The sequence below is a fragment of the Marinobacterium rhizophilum genome (genome assembly GCF_024397915.1).
Taxonomy (GTDB): domain Bacteria; phylum Pseudomonadota; class Gammaproteobacteria; order Pseudomonadales; family Balneatricaceae; genus Marinobacterium_A; species Marinobacterium_A rhizophilum_A.
Genome location: NZ_CP073347.1, coordinates 1,094,113 through 1,114,275, shown reverse-complemented (window position 1 = coordinate 1,114,275; position 20,163 = coordinate 1,094,113). Strand labels below are relative to the sequence as shown.

Annotated in this window: 20 protein-coding genes; 11 read left to right on the top strand and 9 right to left on the bottom strand. The window is 60.4% G+C overall.

Annotation, left to right across the window (positions count from 1 at the left end; all coding sequences use genetic code 11):
• The first annotated feature begins 38 nt into the window (after positions 1-38).
• The 4 genes from peaB (at position 39) to KDW95_RS04965 (ending at position 5,064) form a co-directional block, all read left to right on the top strand.
• Complete coding sequence (peaB, locus tag KDW95_RS04980; protein WP_255855174.1) at positions 39-1,469, top strand: quinohemoprotein amine dehydrogenase maturation protein; 1,431 nt, start codon at positions 39-41, stop codon at positions 1,467-1,469.
• Between the two features lie 49 nt (positions 1,470-1,518).
• Positions 1,519-1,842 (top strand): quinohemoprotein amine dehydrogenase subunit gamma, encoded by a 324-nt coding sequence (gene qhpC, locus KDW95_RS04975; RefSeq protein WP_255855172.1) that lies wholly within the window; start codon positions 1,519-1,521, stop codon positions 1,840-1,842.
• 20 nt (positions 1,843-1,862) lie between these two features.
• Positions 1,863-2,999, top strand: a complete 1,137-nt coding sequence (gene peaD / locus KDW95_RS04970) for a quinohemoprotein amine dehydrogenase subunit beta (RefSeq protein ID WP_255855171.1) — start codon at positions 1,863-1,865, stop codon at positions 2,997-2,999.
• 154 nt (positions 3,000-3,153) lie between these two features.
• Positions 3,154-5,064, top strand: a complete 1,911-nt coding sequence (locus KDW95_RS04965; RefSeq protein ID WP_255855170.1) for a sigma-54-dependent Fis family transcriptional regulator — start codon at positions 3,154-3,156, stop codon at positions 5,062-5,064.
• Between the two features lie 111 nt (positions 5,065-5,175).
• On the opposite strand, the gene ehuA is transcribed toward KDW95_RS04965, so the two are convergent.
• From ehuA to KDW95_RS04940, 5 genes are all read right to left on the bottom strand, one after another.
• Positions 5,176-5,949, bottom strand: a complete 774-nt coding sequence (ehuA, locus tag KDW95_RS04960; protein ID WP_255855168.1) for an ectoine/hydroxyectoine ABC transporter ATP-binding protein EhuA — start codon at positions 5,947-5,949, stop codon at positions 5,176-5,178.
• The gene (ehuD, locus tag KDW95_RS04955) at positions 5,946-6,623 is read right to left on the bottom strand and encodes an ectoine/hydroxyectoine ABC transporter permease subunit EhuD (protein WP_255855167.1); all 678 of its coding nucleotides are present in this window, start codon (positions 6,621-6,623) and stop codon (positions 5,946-5,948) included. Before ehuD ends, ehuA begins: the two co-directional genes overlap by 4 nt.
• A gap of 88 nt (positions 6,624-6,711) precedes the next feature.
• The gene (gene ehuC / locus KDW95_RS04950) at positions 6,712-7,371 is read right to left on the bottom strand and encodes an ectoine/hydroxyectoine ABC transporter permease subunit EhuC (protein WP_255855166.1); all 660 of its coding nucleotides are present in this window, start codon (positions 7,369-7,371) and stop codon (positions 6,712-6,714) included.
• 150 nt (positions 7,372-7,521) lie between these two features.
• Entirely contained in the window at positions 7,522-8,355 is an 834-nt protein-coding gene (gene ehuB, locus KDW95_RS04945; protein ID WP_255855165.1) for an ectoine/hydroxyectoine ABC transporter substrate-binding protein EhuB, read from the bottom strand.
• Positions 8,356-8,685: 330 nt separating this feature from the next.
• Complete coding sequence (locus KDW95_RS04940) at positions 8,686-10,170, bottom strand: sigma-54 interaction domain-containing protein (RefSeq protein WP_255855164.1); 1,485 nt, start codon at positions 10,168-10,170, stop codon at positions 8,686-8,688.
• A gap of 348 nt (positions 10,171-10,518) precedes the next feature.
• On the opposite strand from KDW95_RS04940, the gene KDW95_RS04935 reads away from it, so the two are divergent.
• From KDW95_RS04935 to KDW95_RS04915, 5 genes are all read left to right on the top strand, one after another.
• Positions 10,519-11,301, top strand: coding sequence for a 3-hydroxybutyrate dehydrogenase (locus KDW95_RS04935; RefSeq protein WP_255855163.1), 783 nt, complete (start codon positions 10,519-10,521; stop codon positions 11,299-11,301).
• Between the two features lie 88 nt (positions 11,302-11,389).
• Positions 11,390-12,460 (top strand): TRAP transporter substrate-binding protein, encoded by a 1,071-nt coding sequence (locus KDW95_RS04930; protein WP_255855162.1) that lies wholly within the window; start codon positions 11,390-11,392, stop codon positions 12,458-12,460.
• 75 nt (positions 12,461-12,535) lie between these two features.
• Complete coding sequence (locus KDW95_RS04925) at positions 12,536-13,060, top strand: TRAP transporter small permease subunit (protein WP_255855161.1); 525 nt, start codon at positions 12,536-12,538, stop codon at positions 13,058-13,060.
• Positions 13,061-13,065: 5 nt separating this feature from the next.
• Entirely contained in the window at positions 13,066-14,451 is a 1,386-nt protein-coding gene (locus KDW95_RS04920) for a TRAP transporter large permease (protein WP_255855160.1), read from the top strand.
• 99 nt (positions 14,452-14,550) lie between these two features.
• Positions 14,551-15,162, top strand: coding sequence for a 3'-5' exonuclease (locus KDW95_RS04915; protein ID WP_255855159.1), 612 nt, complete (start codon positions 14,551-14,553; stop codon positions 15,160-15,162).
• Between the two features lie 210 nt (positions 15,163-15,372).
• On the opposite strand, the gene KDW95_RS04910 is transcribed toward KDW95_RS04915, so the two are convergent.
• Both KDW95_RS04910 and KDW95_RS04905 read right to left on the bottom strand, forming a co-directional pair.
• Positions 15,373-15,774, bottom strand: a complete 402-nt coding sequence (locus KDW95_RS04910; protein ID WP_255855158.1) for a DoxX family protein — start codon at positions 15,772-15,774, stop codon at positions 15,373-15,375.
• Positions 15,775-15,914: 140 nt separating this feature from the next.
• Positions 15,915-16,376, bottom strand: coding sequence for an NUDIX hydrolase (locus tag KDW95_RS04905; protein ID WP_255855156.1), 462 nt, complete (start codon positions 16,374-16,376; stop codon positions 15,915-15,917).
• A gap of 260 nt (positions 16,377-16,636) precedes the next feature.
• Here KDW95_RS04905 and KDW95_RS04900 point away from each other — a divergent pair, with 260 nt between their 5' ends.
• Positions 16,637-17,107 carry an aminoacyl-tRNA deacylase gene (locus KDW95_RS04900; RefSeq protein ID WP_255855155.1) on the top strand — a complete coding sequence of 157 codons (471 nt, stop codon included), beginning with the start codon at positions 16,637-16,639 and terminating at the stop codon, positions 17,105-17,107.
• 3 nt (positions 17,108-17,110) lie between these two features.
• On the opposite strand, the gene KDW95_RS04895 is transcribed toward KDW95_RS04900, so the two are convergent.
• Positions 17,111-18,007, bottom strand: coding sequence for a LysR family transcriptional regulator (locus tag KDW95_RS04895; RefSeq protein WP_255855154.1), 897 nt, complete (start codon positions 18,005-18,007; stop codon positions 17,111-17,113).
• Between the two features lie 204 nt (positions 18,008-18,211).
• Between KDW95_RS04895 and KDW95_RS04890 the strand changes: the two genes are divergently transcribed.
• Entirely contained in the window at positions 18,212-19,192 is a 981-nt protein-coding gene (locus KDW95_RS04890) for an aldo/keto reductase (protein ID WP_255855153.1), read from the top strand.
• Positions 19,193-19,211: 19 nt separating this feature from the next.
• On the opposite strand, the gene KDW95_RS04885 is transcribed toward KDW95_RS04890, so the two are convergent.
• A complete protein-coding gene (locus KDW95_RS04885) occupies positions 19,212-20,120 on the bottom strand; it encodes a choline sulfate utilization transcriptional regulator (protein ID WP_255855152.1) in 909 nt (302 codons plus the stop codon).
• Positions 20,121-20,163: the final 43 nt, after the last annotated feature.

The window sequence follows — 20,163 nt, the reverse complement described above, 5'->3', positions numbered from 1 at the left end:
CGAATCCGCAACACTAACCTCTACTAGAGGATGCACCCATGGGCGCACGATTCAATCTCGTTGAACGCAATTTGCATGAAGTGCAGGTCGGTGATGACCGCATGTTGTTCCATATTCCCACCAGCTCGCTGTTTGCCCTGGATGGGGCCTGTGGCGACATTATCGATCTGCTGCGTGAACAGGCGCAGCTGCCGTCCGAGCTGATGGGGCGCCTTGACGGGCGTTACCCGCAGCAGGATATCAGCGATACCCTGCGCGAGCTCAAGGCGCTGGAGCTGATCAACGACGGCTCGCCGTTGACCGACGAAATCGGCACGCGACGGGTGGATCAGTTTCCGCTGACCACCCTGGTACTGAACGTCAATACCGGCTGCAACCTGAGTTGCACCTACTGCTACAAGGAAGACCTGGATACGCCGTCGGCCGGCAAGCGCATGACCTTCGAGACGGCCAGGGACTCGGTGGAAATGCTGATCCGCGAGTCACCGGATGAAAAGGTCTACACCATCGTGTTCTTCGGGGGCGAGCCCCTGAGCAACCGGCCGCTGATCGAGCAGATGGTGGAATTCTGCGAAGCCCGTTTTGCCGAGCTGGGCAAGCGGGTGGAGTTCGTCATGACCACCAATGCGACCCTGCTCAACGAAGACACCATCGACTGGCTGAATGCCCATCGCTTTGGCCTGTCGGTGAGTATCGATGGTCCCAAGGCCATCCACGACAAGAACCGCATTACCGTGGGCGGCAATGGCACCTACGATGTGGTGCGGCGCAAGGTCGAGTGGCTGCTCAAGCGCTATGACTCGCGTCCGGTGGGCGCCCGCGTGACTCTGACCCGGGGGATCACCGATGTCGAGCAGATCTGGGATCACCTGTTCAATGAACTGGGCTTTGCCGAGGTCGGCTTTGCGCCTGTGACCTCCGGCGATATCAGTGACTTCAATCTCAGTGGCGAGGAGCTGATCGAGGTGTTCGCCAGCATGAAGCGCCTGGGGGCACGTTACCTCGAGGCGGCACTGGAGCATCGCAATATCGGCTTTTCGAACCTGCATCAGCTGATTACCGATATCCATGAGGGGCACAAGAAAGCGTTGCCCTGCGGTGCCGGCCTGAAGATGCTGGCGGTGGATCACGAGGGCGAGCTGAACCTGTGCCACCGCTTCACCGGCTCAAGCCTGCCGACCTTCGGCAATGTGCGCGAGGGCGTACAGCACGCCCAGCTGGGCGACTTCCTGTCGCAGCGGCTGGATCGCACTGATACCGGCTGTCACGATTGCCGTATCCGCAACCTGTGCTCCGGCGGCTGCTACCACGAAAGCTACGCCCGCTATGGCGATCCGGCCCATCCGACCTATCACTACTGTGACCTGATGCGCGATTGGGTGGATTTCGGTATTCAGGTGTACAGCCGGATCATGGCCGCGAATCCGGCCTTTATCGACCAGTACATTACGCCGCGCCAGGCCCACTGAGCCCTGTATCCCGGCGCCTGCGAAGGGGTGCCGGTAACGGAGAATAACGATGAAACACTTGCGAGCAATCAACAATAAAGCGCAACTGCTGACCGATGCGGTGGATGACGATGCCGTCGAGGATGTAATGGCCATGAGCTCCCTGGCCGGCTGCACTGCGACCACGGACCCGGGCTGGGAGATCGATGCCTTTGGCTCGGTCACCTCCCTGTGCCAGCCCATGGAATCCGACCTCTATGGCTGCGCCGACCCCTGCTGGTGGCCGGCCCAGGTGCCGGACATGATGAACACCTACCCCGACTGGAACAAGGACGCCATGAACTCCAAGGACGACTGGCGCAACCTGGGCACCGTGTTCCCCAAAGACAAATAACCGCCGGACGGAGCAGAATAATGAAGAAAAAACAGCTGATGCACCGCGCCGCAGCCCTGGGCGTGACGGCGTGCTTCACGGCCCTGGCCGGATTCAGCCAGGCAAGCCTGGCCGTGGGTCCCGCGCTGCAAGAGGGCCATGAATACATGGTCGTGGCCAACTACCCCAACAACCTGCACGTACTGGACCTGGCCAGCGATACGATTTACAAAAGCTGCGACATGCCCGATGACTTCGGTCCGGGAGCCATCCAGATGGCGCCGGATGGCCAGACGGCCTACGTGCTCAACAACCATTACGAAGACCTGTACGGCGTGAACCTGGATAGCTGCGAGGTGGTGTTCCATGCCGCCATGTCCCAGGCGCCGAACGAGCGTACCAAGTCCATTTTCTCGTTTGCCGTCAGCCCGGATGGGGACGAGGTGTACGCAATCCAGAATCCGACCATCCTGAACCGCGATCACTACCGTGTACAGGCGCCGCGCCTGGCCGTGTACCGGGCCGATGCGGGCCTGGATGCGAAACCGGTGCGGACTTTCGAAGCGCCGCGCCAGGTCACCATCATGCAGACTGGCGCTGATGGCAGCCTGTACATGGCCGGTGCCGATATCTACAAGGTGGATGTGCAGACCGGCGAGCGCACCACGGCCATAGCCAGTCGCAACTGGACGCGCCCCAACTACACCCAGCCGGATGTACTGAGTGTCTGGCCGATCCAGACAGCGACCCAGGACTTCACCATTCTGTATACCACCGCGAGGTTTCAGGACGAGACGCAGAATCCGGACACCGCTGACTGGCTCTGGGGCTACATGAATGTGAACCTGCAGACCGGTGAAACCGAAACCCGGGACTTCGGACCCATCACCGAGGTGTATTTCAGTGGCACCCGCTCGCCCAGGGACCCCAACCTGATGTACGGGGTGCTGAATCGGCTGACCAAGTACGATATCGACAAGCAGGAGCTGATCAAGGCGGCGGAACTGGACCACTCCTACTACTGCATCGCCATCAACCGTGCGGGCAGTAAAATTTACCTGGGTGGCACCTACAATGATGTCGCCATCTATGATGCCGACAGCCTGGAAAAGCTCGGCAATATCGAACTGCCCGGCGGTGACATGGCCATCTCCACGGCGCAGATCTTCGTTCACTGACTGTCAGCTATTGCGTGTTAACCCACCGGCCCCGGCGTTATGCCCGGGCCGGTTTCGCGTCTTTCAAAGCGCTGTGGTAAATTCGAGTCATGCCGTTGCGGCTGACCGCCGCACTCGCCGACAAGAACAACGATAATGTCCATGAGGCGCCGCGATGCATCCCAAACTCCATCCCACCCTGGAAGAAGACCCCCAGCAGGGTATCCGTATTGCACGCAGTCGCCTGCTCGAGTGCGGTGAAGTGCCGGCGGGGCTGTTGCGGGGCGAAATCGAGGCTTCATGGCGTCGCAGCGTTGGCGCCGGCCTGAGCCTGCGCGGCCCTTTCGACGCCGATACCCGGGTGGCGGGTCTGCACGAACTGCTGGATCAGCACCAGGACCTGATCCAGCTCGCTGCACCCGAGATGGAGCAACTCAGCCGCCAGGTAGGCAGTACCGGTGTCGTGATGCTGGCCAACGCCGATGCCACCATCCTCACCACAGAGGGCTATGCCGACAAGTCGCTGCGCGAGCGTTTCGGGCTGGTGCCGGGGGCCTGCTGGAGCGAACAGGCCCGGGGGACCAACGGCCTGGGCACGGCCATTATTGATGCCAGGCCCACGCTGGTGAACTGCAGCGAACACTTCCTTGATTCCGTCACCCATTTTTCCTGTACCTCGGCACCCATTTACGGTGCCGATGGCCGCGTTGTGGCGGTGCTGGACATGACCCGCGAAGGCCAGCTGATCCAGCCCCAGGACAGCCTGGGTATCGTTCAGCTGGCGGCGCAGAGTATCGAAAACCGCCTCTTTGCCAGCGCCTGTCCCGACCTGCTGTTGCTGGCCTTCCACAGTCGCCGCCAGTACCTGGGGTCGGTGTGGCATGGTCTGTTGGCCATTACCCTGGACGGTCGCATCCAGGCACTGAACGAGCAGGCTTGCCAGCTGCTGGGTACGGCGCGTCGCCGGCTGGTGGGACGGGCCGTGGAGGAGGTGCTCGGTGAGCCTATCGAAACCCTGTTGTCGCTGCGCTTGCGCGACGGTGTCGGCAGCCTGCAAACCCGTGCCGGTGAGCTCTTCTGTGAGTTGCTGCAGTTCCCGCGAGCGTTGCCGGGGCTGCGCCAGCCCAGCTTTAATCGCAGCCCGGCGCAGGCCCGGCCCGGCACGCCGGACCTGGCAGAGCTGTCCGGCGGTGATGTCCGCCTGGCACGGGCGCTGCGCATCGGGCCGCGGGCGCTGATGGCGGATGTGCCGGTACTGCTTAACGGCGAGACCGGTACCGGCAAGGAAGTGATTGCCCGGGCGCTGCACCAAAACAGCGCCCGGGCCGCCAAGCCCTTTGTGGCCGTGAACTGTGCTGCCATTCCTGAAGGACTGATCGAATCCGAGCTTTTCGGCTACCGGGAAGGCGCCTTTACCGGCTCGCGCAAGGGCGGCATGGTGGGGCGTTTTCAGCAGGCCAACGGCGGCACCCTGTTTCTCGACGAAATCGGCGACATGCCGGTGGCGCTGCAGGCACGTTTGCTGCGGGTGCTGCAGGAGCGCTGTGTCGCCCCGCTTGGGGGCGGCGAGGAAGTTCGCCTGGATATCGCACTGATCTGTGCCACCCACCATGACCTGAAACAGCGCGTGCGCGACGGTGATTTTCGCGAAGACCTGTTCTATCGCCTCAATGGCGTCGCAGTGCGCCTGCCGGCGCTGCGTGAACGCACGGATTTGGATGCGCTCACGGGCCAACTGCTGCAGCGCCTGGGGGCTGGCGGCGTAACCCTGGATACCGAGGTGCAGCAGCTGTTCGCGGCCTTTCACTGGCCCGGCAATATTCGCCAGCTGGAAATGGTGTTAAAAACGGCGGTGGCGCTGCTGGAACCGGGTGAGGGCTGTATTGGCACGGATCACCTGAGCGATGACTTTCTCGATGACCTGCTGGCACCGCGCTGCTCGGCGGCGGGCAGCCTGAAGGAGAACGAACTGACGCAGATACGGGACGTGCTGGCCCGTCACCAGGGCAATATCTCGGCAGCGGCCGCGACCCTGGGCATCAGCCGTGCCACTCTTTACCGCAAGCTCAAGCAGCTCGAAGACTAGTCCTTACGCCTCCCCGCCCCAAAAAAGGCGCCTGCACGAAAAGGCCGTCGCAGCAGTGCTGCGGCGGGCCTTGTGGTTGCGAACGTCGCCGCCGGGCAGGCAGGTTACCCGCTACACCTTGAGGAAGGAATTGAGGAAGGCCCGGGTGCGCTCATGCTCGGGCGTATTGAAGATGCGCTCCGGAGGCCCTTCCTCCAGTACCTTGCCGGCATCGAAAAAGCACACCCGGTCGCTGATTTCCCGGGCGAAATACATCTCGTGGGTGACGAGTATCATGGTGAAGGCGTCTTCAGCGGCAAGCTTGCGGATGACTTCCAGCACTTCGTCCACCAACTCCGGGTCCAGCGCCGAGGTGATCTCATCCAGCAGCAGGATGTCGGGTTTCATCGCCAGCGCCCGGGCGATGCCAACGCGCTGTTTCTGGCCGCCGGACAGCTCCGCGGGATAGGCCTGGGCCTTGTCCTCCAGGCCGACCATGCGCAGCAGTTCCATGGCCTGGGCGCGGGCGTCTTCCCGTGATTGCCCGAGCACATGCATGGGGGCTTCGGTAATATTGCGCAGCACCGTCATGTGCGGGAACAGGTTGAAATGCTGGAACACCATGCCGAGTTTGCCGCGCATGCGATGCAGGTGACGCTCGTCCGCAGGCAGCCAATTGCCCTTGTGCAGGCGGTGCCACAGCGGCTCACCCTGAACCATGACCCGGCCGCCGTCGATATTCTCCAGTGTCATCAGAATGCGCAGCAGGGTGGACTTGCCCGACCCGCTGGAGCCGATAATGGACACGACCTCGTTTTTCCTGATGTTCAGATTGAAGTTCTCGAACAGCACCTTGTCACCGAACTTCTTGGTGACGTTGTCGAACTCGATGGCGTACTCACTCATGAGAGGGTAAATCCTTCTTTCGGAAAACGGCGCTCGGCCTGGCGGACCCCGGCACTGGCGACAAGGCTCAGTACCAGATAAATCAGGCCGACCAGGGTAAAGGGTTCCAGGTAACGGAAATTCTCCGAGCCCATGATTTTGGCCAGTTGCAGCATTTCCAGCAGGGTTATGGCCGATAGCTGCGGCGTTTCCTTGAACATGGCGATGATGTAATTGCCGCTGGCGGGGATCATTGACCGCAATGCCTGGGGCAGAATCACGTCGCGGTAGGTGCGGTACGGCGACAGATTGAGCGCGATGGACGCTTCCCACTGCCCCCTGTCGACGCCGTCGATGCCGCTGCGAAAGACTTCCGACAGGTAGGCACCGTAATGCAGCCCCAGTGCGATCACCCCCGTCATCATCGGCGACAGGCTGAGGCCCCACTCGGGGGCTACGTAATAGAGGAAGTAAATTTGCACCAGTAGCGGCGTGCTGCGGACAAACTCCATCCACCAGTAGGCGCTGTAGGACAGGGTCTTGAAGCGGCTTCGGCGCAACAGCGCCAGGATCAGGCCTGTGGCGATGGCCAGCAGGCTGCCGAACAGGGTGGCCTGCAGAGTGACCAGACAGGCGTCCAGCAGCAGCGGCAGCACTTCCCAGGCAAAAGCCCAGTCCCAGTTAAACTCGATCAAGACTGCACCTCCAGGCGCGGGTTAGCGACACTGGCAGGCCAGGCTTCGAACGCCCTGGAGAGGGCCTGAGACGGCGGGTGACCGTGTGTCATGTCAGGCCTCCACGCTGCATGCCTTTGCCCAGGCGTTTCTCCAGCGCGCGAATGCCCAGGGTCAGTACCTGGGCCATGAGGAAGTAGAACACCAGCACCAGGGCGAATATCTGCTCGACCTGCAGGGTCATGTCGGCCAGTGACTTGGCGCGGTAGGTCAGATCGGCAATGGTGATAAGGCTGACCAGGGAGGTGGCCTTGACCAGTTCTATCGCCAGATTGCCAAAGGGCGGCATCATGCCTACCAGCGCCTGGGGCAGAAGGATGCGCCACAGGCGCTGACGGGGGGTAAAGTTCAGGGCAATGGCGGCTTCCGTCTGGCCCTTGTCGATGGACAGCAATCCGCCACGCACCACTTCAGAACCATAGGCACCGATATTCAACCCCAGCGCGACCACGCCTGCGGTAATGGCATCAATGCTGATGCCGAACAGCGGCAGCACGAAATAGATCCAGTAGAGCTGGATCAGGGCAGAGGTACCACGGAAAAACTCCATGTAGATAACGGCCAGTCCCCGCAGCAGAGGTTGCTCGCTCAGGCGCATCAGGCCGGCGGCGAACGCCATCAGGGCTGCCAGTGGCAGCGCCATGATCACGATCTTTATCGTTACCATGGCGCCGCCTAGCAGCACGTCCAGTATTTCATTTAAGGGCATTGAGTCTCCTTGCGAGACGGTGTCGTTGGGAGCCTGTCGGGCGTGGCGTCGATCGACTCATGATCGGCCAGGCCTTCCAGGCTCCGCACCTTGCCGCTGAAGCGATGCTCATCGACCAGGGCGGAACTTTTCAGAGGCTGTTGCCGCCCCTCAGGGGGTGCAAAGCTGCGCGGCGGTGACATCACCGGGGAGGGTATGGGTGCCAAACCCGTAGGGCTCGACCATGGCGACATGTTCCGGTGAGCCTATCAGGCCGGCCAGGTGCGTGTTAAAGGCGTCGCGCAGGCGTTCGTCACCGGGGCGAAAGCCGAAGCCGCCGTAGCCATTGATCTTTTCGCCGTTGATCACCAGATCCTCGAATGGCTGGGCCAGTTCGACCGCATCGCTTTTGCTGCCCAGTTCCGCCATGGTCAGGACTGTGCCGGCCAGGGCATCAACCCGGCCTGTTTTGAGCGCGGCGACACCGCTGGGATAGTCCGGCAGGGTGATAATCTGGTCCAGTGCGATGCCAAAATCCTTGGCATAGCCAAACTCGACAGCGCCCGCCATTACGCCGAGTTTCAGTTCGGTGTTGGCCTTGATGTCTTCATAGCCATGGAGTGCCAGCGGATTGCCGGTTTTAACCAGGAAACCTTCGCCAATGGTGTAGGTGGGATTGGAGAACAGAATCTGCTCGCAGCGCTTTGGGTTGATGTACATGCCGGCGGCGATGACATCAAAGCGTCCCGCCTTGAGCCCCGGGATAAGCGAACCAAATTCGGTCACCAGAACCTCGACATTGTCGATACCCAGTGCATCGAGCGTATGCAGTGCGATGGTCGGTGCCTCGCCTTTGGCTTCGCCATCGGAATCCAGGTAGCCGTAGGGAATTTCGTTGGCGACCGCCAGCGTGAGCGTGCCGGATGCTTTCGCATCGTCCAGGGTATCCGCCAGGCTGATCGCGCTGACGCAACTCAGTACCAGGGCGCTAAATATGCGAACCATAGGACTCTCCGTAGTGCCTCAAAATGGGATTTATATCTTAAAGAAGGCGAATATGTTTCGCAAATGGATGCTTAATTTATGTAACTTGCCGCCTAATTGGCTGTTTATGTCCGAAAATTCCGTTTTTTGGGTGTTAAATAATTTGCATTGCAAATTATTGTAATAGGCTCTGGCCGCGAGGCGCTGTGCACGCTGTCGTCGTGCTGCAAGCAGCGCATTATGGGGCAGGCATTGTGGGCCTGGCAGGCTGCTGAATATCTGATTGTATTTGCCGGAGGCGGTTTACCCGGTGCCGAATCGCCGGGGGAATCGGTCGCCTGTTCACAGGGCTCAGCTGATTTTCTTCAGTTTGTCGTAGAGGTTGGCCCGGGATATGCCGAGCATTTTGGCGGCGGCGGTTTTGCTGCCGTGGCAGTAAGCCAATGCATCAATGATTGCGGTACGCTCGGCCGCGCGCGTGGCCTCGGCCAGGGTGACGGGCGCGTGCAGTCTGGGCTGGCCGGGTGGGCTGTCGATCACAGCGGCGGGCGGAGCTGGCGTAGGCCGGGGCAGAAAGGGCAGCAGGCTGGCGGCGTCGATTTCGGCGCTATCACTGAGCACACAGGCGCGTTCAATCACGTTGTGCAGCTCGCGGATATTGCCGGGCCAGGATTGCCGGCTGAGCAGTTGCAGTGCATCCGCTGTCAGTGCCTTGGCCGGAATACCCAGTTTGAGGGTGATCTGGTCAATAAAGCTCTCGCACAACGCCTCGATGTCAGTCAGGCGTGCGCGCAGGGGCGGCAGGTGTATGGGAAAGGTGCTGAGTCGATAGTAGAGGTCGGCCCGAAAGCGGCCATTTTCCACCATTTCCAGCAGGTTCAAGCTGGTGGCGGCCACAATGCGGACATCGGCCTTCTTCAGCTGGTTGGAACCGATGGGCTCAAATTCCTGCTCCTGCAGTACCCGTAGCAGCTTGGCCTGCAGGTCCAGCGGCATGTCGCCAATCTCGTCCAGAAACAGGGTGCCGCCGTGGGCCAGCTCGAACTTGCCGATGCGACCGTTTTTGGCAGCACCCGTATAGGCGCCGGGCGCCACGCCAAAGAACTCCGCCTCTATGAGGTTGTCCGGCACCGCGGCGACGTTCAGGCTGACAAAGGGCGCGGTATTGCGGGCAGACAGGTCGTGCAGCGCATGGGCGAACAGCTCCTTGCCGGTGCCGGTTTCGCCGGTGAGCAGCACCGAAATGTCGAACCGGGCGGCCTGTCGAACCTGCTTGCGCACCGCCTGCAGCGCATCGCTGCGGCCGATGATCTGGGACAGGTGGTAGCGGGAATTGCGTTCCAGCGCGAGCTTGTTGCGGGCGTCGCGCAGCTGGCTTTGCAGGCTGTTGTATTTGCTGAGTAACGGATTGATGCGCTCGATGCTTTCACTGGCCACAAAGCCGAAGCCGCCGACTATGTTGCCGTCTTCGTCCTGCAGCGGAAACACGCTGACAACTATCCACTGGTTGTTCAGATACAGCAGGTCGAGAAATATCGGCACGCCCGTGGAGATAACGTCCGGCAGGTAGCTGCCGGGGATGATCGAGCTGATGTGCTGGCCAATGGGGGAGGCCTTCAGCTTGAGAAAGCGGCCATAGGACTCGCTGATCCAGGTGATGTTGCAGTGCTTGTCCACCGCGATCGAGTGCTCATAGAACTGTTCAAAGGATTCGGTAAAGAATGTCAGCGCCTGTTTCTTGATACGGCGCTGTGCCGTTTCATCCCATTGCCCCATCGTGTTGATCTCGTCCAGTTCGTCTGTACTGAATTTAAGACAGTGCTGTACATAAAACAAGACAGTCGCTGTCTTGTAATAAAGACAGATCGGGGTCCTGATTATTATTAAATTTAATAAAATTAATAAATATCAATAATTTATAGTTTTTGGCCCGGGTTCTGCTTAATAGGTTCGTAAAATAACAAAATACGAGCCTCACCATGATACTCATCCCTTGCGCGGGTTTCGGTAGTCCCGCTTCGGCGTCAGCTGCGCGCAGCGCCTCCTTGGCCGGCACTCTCCCTGCCCGGCACTTCTCAAACGCAATATCTGACCAGTCCGCACCGCGGTGGCGTTCCCGTGCCTGTCGGGTGATCCCGGATTCACGGGACCTGGTGCCTGTAAAAATTCTACGGAGACATTTTCATGCTTAAGGGCAGAACAGCGCTGGTAACAGGGTCCAGCAGTGGTATTGGTCTGGCGACGGCAAAGGCACTTGCCGCCAGTGGCGTGCAGGTCATGTTGCATGGACTGGAAGGGGCAGACCTGGGGGAGCCTCTGGCGCGAGGCATCGAACAGGAGTTTGGCGTTCGTGCCGGCTATGTCAGCGCTGACTTGTCGACCCCCGAGGGCGTCGAGCACCTGGTTGCAGCGGCTGCCGACCAGCTGGGAGTCATCAGTATTCTGGTGAACAACGCCGGTATCCAGTTCACCGCACCGACGCGGGATTTTCCGGTGCAGCGCTGGGACCAGGTGCTGGCGGTAAACCTGAGTGCCGCCTTTCATGCCACGCGCCTGGCGTTGCCGGCGATGGAAGAGGCCGGCTGGGGGCGCATCATCAATGTGGCGTCGGTGCATGGCCTGGTCGGGTCGGCGAACAAGGCGGCGTATTGCGCCGCCAAGCATGGCCTGGTCGGCCTTACCAAGGTCGTTGCACTGGAGCAGGCGGCCAATGGCATCACGGTCAATGCCATCTGCCCGGGCTGGACCGATACGCCGCTGCTGAATCATCAGATCGAAACCTTTGCCCGGGATCATGGTGTCTCGATCGAGGAATCGAGGCTTGGCCTGCTGCATACCAAGACACCCTATCCCTCGCTGATTGATCCGGCGGCCATTGGCGCGATGATCCTGTTTCTCTGTTCGGATGCCGCCGCTGCCATTACCGGTGCGGCCCTGCCGATCGACGGCGCCTGGACAGCGCAGTAGTACTGCCGGCCTGATACGCGCTGATCCCGGGCGCTGAAGGCGGCGACAATAACCTCAATACCCCAACCCCAAGCAATCTGGAGTACATATGAAAACAATAAAATCGCTACTGATCTCTGCCGCCGTGGCCGGTGTTGTCGCCAGCATGGCGCTACCTGCCGTTGCAGCGGACAAGGTGCTGCTCAAAACCCCCATCGCCTTTGGTACTAACCTGCCGGCACTGGGTACCACCATCGTCTGGGTGGCCGATCATCTGAACAAGATCAGTGACGGTAACCTGCGCATGAAGGTGTATGAGCCCGGCAAGCTGGTCAGCCCGCCGGAGATCCTCGATGCGGTATCCTCCGGCAAGGTGAACTCCGGCTATGCGATCTCCGGTTACTGGCAGGGCAAGATTCCGGCGGCATCACTCTTCTCCGCCGTACCCTTTGGCCCCGAAGCCGGCGAGTACATGGCCTGGATGTATTACGGCAACGGCATGAGCCTGTACCAGGAGATGTATGACAGCAACGGCTTTAACGTCAAGGTACTGCCCTGCGCCATCCTGTCGCCGGAAACCTCGGGCTGGTTTTCCAAGCCGATCAACAGCGCGGAAGATCTCAAGGGCCTGAACATGCGGTTTTACGGCCTGGGTGCCTCGGTGATGGAAAAACTCGGTGTCAGCACGGTGCAGATACCGGGCGGCGAGATCTTCGGCGCGCTGGAGAAGGGGGCCATCGATGCCACTGAGTTCTCCCAGCCGGCCATTGATACCCGCCTTGGGCTCAACAAGATCGTCAAGTACAACTACTTCCCTGGCTGGCACCAGCAGGCCACCATCTTCGAGCTGCTGATCAACAAGGACACCTGGAACGGCATGAGCCCGGGTCAGCAGGCCCAGGTGGAAACCACCTGCATGGCGTCCATGACCAACTCGGTGGCTGAAGGCGAGGCCATGCAGTTCCCGGTGATGGCGGATGCGAAGAAAAACGGTGTCGAGATTCGCTACTGGAGCGACGAGATGCTGGCGACCTTCGAGGAAAAATGGATGGAAGTGGCGTCTGAAAAATCCGCCGAAGATCCCTTCTTCAAGAAGGTCTGGGATGACCTGAGCACCTTCCGCAGCGGCTACGACCTCTGGGAAGCCAACGCCTTCCTGCCGCGCAGCCGCGCCGAGTAATGCCCGTCGCCGGGGCGCAAGCCCCGGCGTTGCCCGCTTGCCTCCCCGTTTTTCCGAACTCGAAGGTCCTATCCGGTGACTGACAACAACACCCCCGCCGCCGTCCCCCTGGCGGACACGATTGACCGCCTGATCCAGCGCATTACGCTGGGCATTGGCTGGAGCTTTGTGCTGCTGGTGCTGGTGATTATCCTGCAGGTGACACTGCGCAAGGGCTTTTCCCAGGGCCTGATTGCGCTGGAAGAGCTGCAGTGGCACCTCTATGCCATCGGTGTCATGTTCGGCCTGGCCTACGCCCAGACCACCGACGCCCATATCCGCGTGGACCTGTTCCACGGCCGTTTCAGGACCCGCAGCAAGCGCCTGATCGAAATCCTCGGCATCCTTTTTCTGCTGCTGCCCTTTATCGGCGTGATTTTCCTGCACAGCCTGGACTTTCTGTACGACTCCTGGCGCATCAACGAAAGCTCCTCGGCGCCTTCGGGCCTGCCCTGGCGCTGGCTGATCAAGGGCGTGATCCCCGTGAGCTTTGCGCTGCTGGCGCTGGCGGTACTGTCGCGCCTGTACCGTGAGATTATTCTGTTGATGCGCGGAGAATAAGCAAAATGGATATCAATGAAATTCTGGTTATCGCGATGTTTTTATCCTTTATCGCGCTGCTGTTTACCGGCTTCCCGGTGGCCTGGGTGCTCGGTGGCCTGGGTATCCTGTTCGCCTTTATCGGCCAGCTGGCCGACACCTATTTTGACAGCATCACCGGGCTGGATTACCTGACCCTGGGGCTGGTGGTGAACCGGCTCTGGAAGATCATGGACAACTGGATCCTGGTGGCCCTGCCGATGTTTATTTTCATGGGCATCATGCTGGACAAGTCCGGCGTGGCCGAGCGCCTGATGCACTCCATGCAGGAGCTGTTTGGCCGCGTGCGTGGTGGTCTGGCGATTACCGTCACCGCCATCGGCATCATCCTGGCGGCCTCCACCGGCATTATCGGCGCCTCGGTGGTGCTGCTGGCGGTGATGTCGCTGCCGGCCATGACCCGGCAGGGCTATTCAATGCCGCTGGCGCTGGGCACCATCGCCTCGGCCGGCACCCTGGGCATCCTGATTCCGCCCAGCATCATGCTGGTGATCATGGCCGACCAGCTGGCGCTGTCGGTGGGGGATCTGTTCATGGGCGCCGTGGTCCCGGGGCTGATGCTCGGCGCCCTCTATATCGTCTATATCCTGATCTACGGCCTGGTGAAGCCCGCCGCCGCACCGGTGCCAAAAGATGCCAAGCCGGTGACCTGGCCCATCGTGCTCAACGTGCTGCGGGCGGTGTTGCCGACCCTGCTGTTGATTTTCGTCGTGCTGGGCTCGATCTTTGGCGGCATCGCCACCCCGACCGAAGCCTCGGGCGTGGGTGCCCTGGGGGCAACGCTGCTGGCGATGTACAACCGCAAGTTCAGCTTCAGGGTGCTGAACGATGTGGTACGCGGCACCACCAACACCACGGCCTACATCTTTGCCATCTTTATCGGCGCCACCTGCTTTGCCCTGGTGTTGCGCGAGCTCGGTGGCGATGAGCTGATCGAGTCCTTCCTCACCGGGCTGCCCTTTGGTCCCTACGGCATCATCTTCTTTATTCTGGGGGTGATCTTCCTGCTGGGCTTCTTCCTGGACTGGATCGAAATCACCCTGATCATCCTGCCGCTGCTGGCACCGGTGATCTCGGCGCTGGGCATCGAGATCGACGGCTACGGCGTGGTGGATAACCCGGAACTGGTGTGGTTCGTGATGCTGGTCGCCATGACCCTGCAGACCTCCTTCCTGACGCCACCGGTGGGGTTTGCGCTGTTTTACCTCAAGGGTGTCTGCCCGCCGGACGTGCGCCTGGGCGACATTTACCGTGGCGTGATACCGTTCATCGCGCTGCAACTGGTTGCCCTGCTGATCCTGGTGTTCTGGCCCCAGCTGGTGCTCTGGCTACCGGCCAACGCCTACGGCTAGCCTGGCTGGGTCCTTGCCGCTGGCCTTTTGCCGCGACGCCCCGCCGTCGCGGCGCTATAATGCGCGCCGGTCTGGGTTCAATGGGGTAGGCGGGTGTCGATGTTCAATGCTGATACGGTGGTGATACTGGATTTCGAGACCACAGGGCTGTCGCCCGATGGCGGCGACCGGGCGATCGAGATCGGGGCCGTGAAACTGGAAAACGGCCAGGTCACGGGGCGTTTCCAGGAGCTGATGAACCCGGGGCGGCGGGTCAGTGGCTTTATCGAAAGCTATACCGGTATCAGCAACGCCATGCTGGCCGGTGCCGCCGAGAACGCCGAGGTGATGGCCCGTTTTGCCGACTTTATCGGCGATTTCAACCTGGTAGCGCACAATGCCTCCTTCGACAAGCGCTTCCTGGATGCGGAGCTGGGCCTGATTGGCCGGCAATACCCGGGGCAGTTCGTCTGCTCCATGCTGCTGGCCCGCAGGCTGTTCCAGGCGGCACCCGACTACAAGCTCGGTACCCTGGTGCGTTATGCGAATATTCCTGTTGACGGAGTGTTTCACCGTGCCCTCTATGATTCCGAAATGACCGCGAAACTCTGGCTGGCAATGCTGGCCGAGCTGGCATCTCGCTGTGCCCTGGATGTCCCCGGGTTTGAGCTGTTGTACAGAATCAGCAAGATGCCGAAAAAGGCTGTACCCGGGTTTATTGCCGGGCTCTGACGCACTGTTTTGGTCCGGTGACCTGCCGCTTTACCGTTCTGTATTTAGATTTTGCTGCGCCTGAGCAAGGTGGTCGGCTGCCCGAGGGCTCGAGCCGTCGCTTTGGGATACAAGGTTTGCGCGCAAGGAAGGCCGCTGGTCGCCAGGGGGTTAGCCGCAACGGCCCAGCCTGAGACCCGGCTGAGCCGTTGTTATTGGGGGGCGCGGGTGTTACCGGCTGCCGAAAAGCCGGTCCAGGCTCAGCGGGCCGGGCCCCGCAAAGGCCAGGTACAGAAACACGAAGCTGTACAGGGCCGCCAGCTCGCCGCCATTGAGCATGGGCCAGAAGCCCTGCGGGGCGTGGGCCATAAAGTAGGCCACGGCCATCATGCCGGAAAGCACAAAGGCGATGGGGCGGCTGAACAGGCCTACCAGCAGCAAGGCCCCGCCAAAGAGCTCCAGCGCGCCGGCCAGCCCCATCAGGGACATGAGCTCCACGGGGTTGTTGGGCGCTGCCGGAAAGGCCAGCAATTTCTGGCCACCGTGCTGCATGAACAGGAAGGCGGCAACGATACGCACCAGGCTGAGCAGCCAGGGCGTTACACGGGAATTGAACGAGTCTGCGGCGGACATGGCACTCTCCTTAAGCGGGGGCTTGGGGTGTGTAACGGGTGCTATATCAAACGGTTACACGCATCAGTATAGATACGGGCAAACAGCCTTGAAAGAACCCGAGGCGCCGGTTCGATTCAGTCCTGCGGTGTTGGCGGGTTTTATGCCCTGTGTTGCAGGGCCAGTTCGAGTACCGGCAGTACGCTGTCGGTCAGTGGGTAGTCGCCGCGGCGCAATTGCTGGATGGAAATCCAGCGGGCGTCGGCGGCATCGTCAGCAGCCCGGGGTATTCCGGACAGCCAGTGGCAATAGATCACCACCAGCAGATAGTGATATTGCAGGCTGGAGCCATTGTACTCCATGACATCAAGCGCAGTGAGGACAGTGTCCGCCCGTGCTTTCACACCGGTTTCTTCGTTCAGCTCGCGCAGGGCTGCCTGCTCTACCGTCTCGCCGGCGTGCATCTTGCCACCCGGGAAGCTCCAGTAACCCGCATTGGGGGCCAGGGCGCGTTGTACCAGCAGCACGCTATCATTGCGCAGCAGCACCGCACTGGCCGCCGGAACGGGCCAGGCTATGGCGGCTGAAGTGCCGGTGTCAGGCGGGAGGCTGTCTGAGGTCATGGATGGGTTCTCAAGTGGTGTGTGGACAGACGGTATCGCCATGAAGGGAGGTAGTATAACAGGCGGAGAAGCGGGGGCTTCGGTACGCATTCGAGGGGCAGCCTGTCCGAATATCTTTCACCAGCCGGGCCTGTCAGCTGGGGCGAGTTGACTTACACTGATCAGGCCAACGGTCGCTGTTTGCACTGCTTTCTTGTCATGCATTGTGACGCTGGCTGCTGCAGTGAGCTAGCTGTGGCGTTCACTTGGAGGTTCAGATCATGACCATCGCCACTACAGTGAAAGATTACCTGGATGTTCGCGGGATCACGTACGATGCCTTGCAGCACTACTCTACCGGTTCCAGTCATGAAAGTGCTGAGGCCGCCCATATTGATGAGGCGCACATCGCCAAGGCCGTTATCCTGACAGACAGCCGGGGGCCGGTGATGGTTGTCGTGCCGGGCAATGCCTGGGTGAGCCTGTCCAGGGTACAGAAAACTCTGGGCTGCCCGGTGGTCCTGGCCGAAGAAGCCGAAACTGCCGGATTGTTTTCTGACTGTGTCTGCGGCGCCGTACCGCCACTGGGCCCGGCTTACGGCATCGAAACACTGCTGGATGAGGCGCTGACAAGTCTGGCGTTCCACTATGTTGAAAGTGGTGACCATAAAACCCTGTTACGGCTGAAGGGCCCTGACTTTATCCATTTGCTGGCGGGTGCTCGTCGCGGTCATTTTACGAGCGAGGACTGATGTTCATACGGTCAGATGAATGGGGCCTCGCAGCGCCTCGGTAAGGAAGTCCACCAGCAACGCCACTCTGTGTAATCGGTAGCGGTGCTGCGGATACACCAATGACAAGGTCGCAGGTTTTAACTGCCAGTCGGGTAGTAACTGTACCAGGGTTCCGCTGTTGATCTCTGGTTGCAGGTAAACCCGTGGCAGTATGGTAAGGGCGGTGCCATTGAGTGCAGCCCGTTTCATCACATGGCCGTTGCGACAGCGCAGGCTGCAGCGTGCGTGCCACTCGATACTGTCAGTTGGCGATACTGCCGGGCTGAAATGATACCGGTTAAGCGAGCCCAGGGCTGCCGGGAAATCGCGTAGGTCGTCCGGGTGTCGCGGCACGCCGTGGCGAGCGATGAAGTCCGGACTGGCGCAGACGATGGATTCGATTTGCTGCAGCGGGCGGGCGATCAGGCTGGAGTCTGGCAATTCACCCATGCGTACAACCAGATCAAACTGTTCCGCGATCAGGTCTACCCGATGGCTGGTTAAGTCCAGCTCTATCGTAATTTCCGGGTAGAGCGCCATGAAGCGAAACAGCACCGGGCTGAGCCATTGCTCTGCGAGAATGCCGCCCACCGAGTTAATGCGGATATTGCCGGTCACCTTCTGCTGCTGTGCCTGGGCGTCATCGATCGCCAGGTTCAGCAGCTCCAACCCCTGGCGACATTGCTGATAAAAGGCCTCACCGACCTCGGTCAGGCTGATGCGCCGAGTGGTGCGTTGCAACAGGGTAACGCCGAGATCGCGTTCAAGGCGGCTGACAGCCTGGGAAAGGCGTGACTTTGACGTATCCAGTGCGCTGGCCGCGGCGGTAAAACTGCCGTGCTGTGCCACTGCTACGAACTCGGGTATACCGGTCTGCATGGTGTGTAACCTTTGTTTGAAGTACGAATGCGGCGCATCCGGAATGGGGTGGTCGGTCACGCCGAGTACAGTCGCTGCTTACTGTACATTTAATCGGAACAGTTCGTTAAGTTTTAGGTTATTTATTAACAATACCATGCGCTCTACAGTAGCCCTCAGTTTCAAGATGACGCCGCATTCGATGCAACAGAGGTACGAGCGAACATGAAAACACGATTACTGGGAAAATCAGGGCTTGAAGTCAGCGAAATTGGCCTTGGCTGCTGGCAGCTGGGGGGGGATTTCGGGCCGGTCGCAGATGCCCAGGCAACGCAGATACTGGATAGTGCCTGGAACCAGAGTGTGCATTTGTGGGATACCGCCGATGTCTATGGGGCCGGCCAAAGCGAGCAGCGCATTGGCGACTGGTGTGCCAGAACGGGTAATCCTGTAACCGTGATCACCAAGCTTGGACGCGACGGATCGCTTTATCCGTCGAGTTACAGTAAGACCGGCGTGCGTGCCAGCTTGCAGGGGTCAGCCCGGCGCCTGGGGGTGGAACGCCTGACACTTGCCCAGCTGCACTGTGTGCCTTTTGACGTGCTACGCGATGGCGAAATTTTTACTTGGCTTGATGAGCTGCGCAGTGAAGGCCTGATCCAGCATTATGGCGCCAGTGTCGAAACCCTGGAAGAGGGGCTGTACTGTTTGCGCCAGCCAAACCTTGCCAGTCTGCAAATTATCTTCAACCTGTTTCGTCAGGATGCCATAACTGAACTGTTGCCGGCGGCCGCGCAGGCGGATGTGGGCGTCATCGTGCGCCTGCCACTGGCCAGTGGGCTGTTGTCGGGGAAATTTGCCCCGGACCACCGTTTTTCCGAGCAGGATCACCGACACTTTAACCGTGATGGCCAGGCGTTTAATGTCGGTGAAACCTTCTCAGGTCTGCCCTTTGGTGTCGCTGTGGACCGGGTGCAGCAATTGGCAGCACTGCTGCCGAAAAACATGACGCTGGCGCAGCTGGCACTGCGCTGGATTCTGGATCAGCCGGCGGTGTCGACGGTGATTGCCGGTGTTAGCAAGGCTGAGCAGCTGGCTGCCAACGTAGCAGCCAGCGCACTCGAGCCGTTACCGCGGGAGCTTCACCAGCAGCTATTTGATTTTTATGCAGCGCAGGTGCGTGGAGAGGTGCGGGGCGCGATCTGATAACTTGTTCGGCCCGGACTCAGAGAGTGTCCGGCCCGCTTTGCGTTACCAGCCAGTCGGCGAAATGCTGCACGATGGGGGAGAGCTTTCTCGCCCTGGGCAGGATGAGGTAATAGCCGTAGGCCGAGCTGACCGGCTCCTGTAGCAGAGGAATAAGCAGGCCGCTGTCGAGCATGGAGTCCACCAGCGGGCGCCAGCCAATAGCGACGCCCTGGCCGGCAATAGCGGCCTGCAGCAGCAGGGTGTAGTTGTTGAACACCAGCTCAGGCTCGCGCGGCGTTTGCGTTATGCCCAGCGCCCTGAAGAGGCGCGACCAGTTAAACCAGCGGGCGTTATGATCCGCCTCCAGCTGCAGCAGTGGCATCAGGGTCAAGGTCTGACCGCTTTGGTGCCAGTGCTCACGCAGTGCCGGACTGCAGACGGGGACAACCCGCTCCTCGAAGAGGGGTACGCTGCGCCCGGGCGCTTCGCTACCGTCACCAAAGTTGATAGCGACATCAATATCGGCCTGGTCCGGCGTGATCTGGTGCTGCGCCGTGATGACCCTGACCTCGGTATCGGGGTAGAGCGCTCTGAAGTCCGCCAGTCGGGGCACCAGCCAGAACGCCGCCAGCGCAAAGTCCGTGGCGACATTGATGATGACCTTGGCCTGTTTCTGCTGGACGGCGGCAATTCCCTTGTGCAGCCGATTCAGGCTTTCGCTCACGGCATCAAACAGCAGTTCGCCGCCTGCGGTCAGGCGTACGCCCCGATGCAGCCGCTGGAATAGCTGGACGCCAAGATCCTCTTCCAGTCGGCTGATGTGCTGGCTGATGGCTGACTGGGTGCTGTCGAGCTCGCGCGCCGCAGCGGTGAAATTGTGTAGCCGTGCGGCAGCCTCGAAGGCCTGCAGGCTTGGGGTAGGAGGCAGAAAATTGGCTTTTGGCATTAGTGAAACTGATCACTCGTATTAGTTTTGACCCAGTTTACAG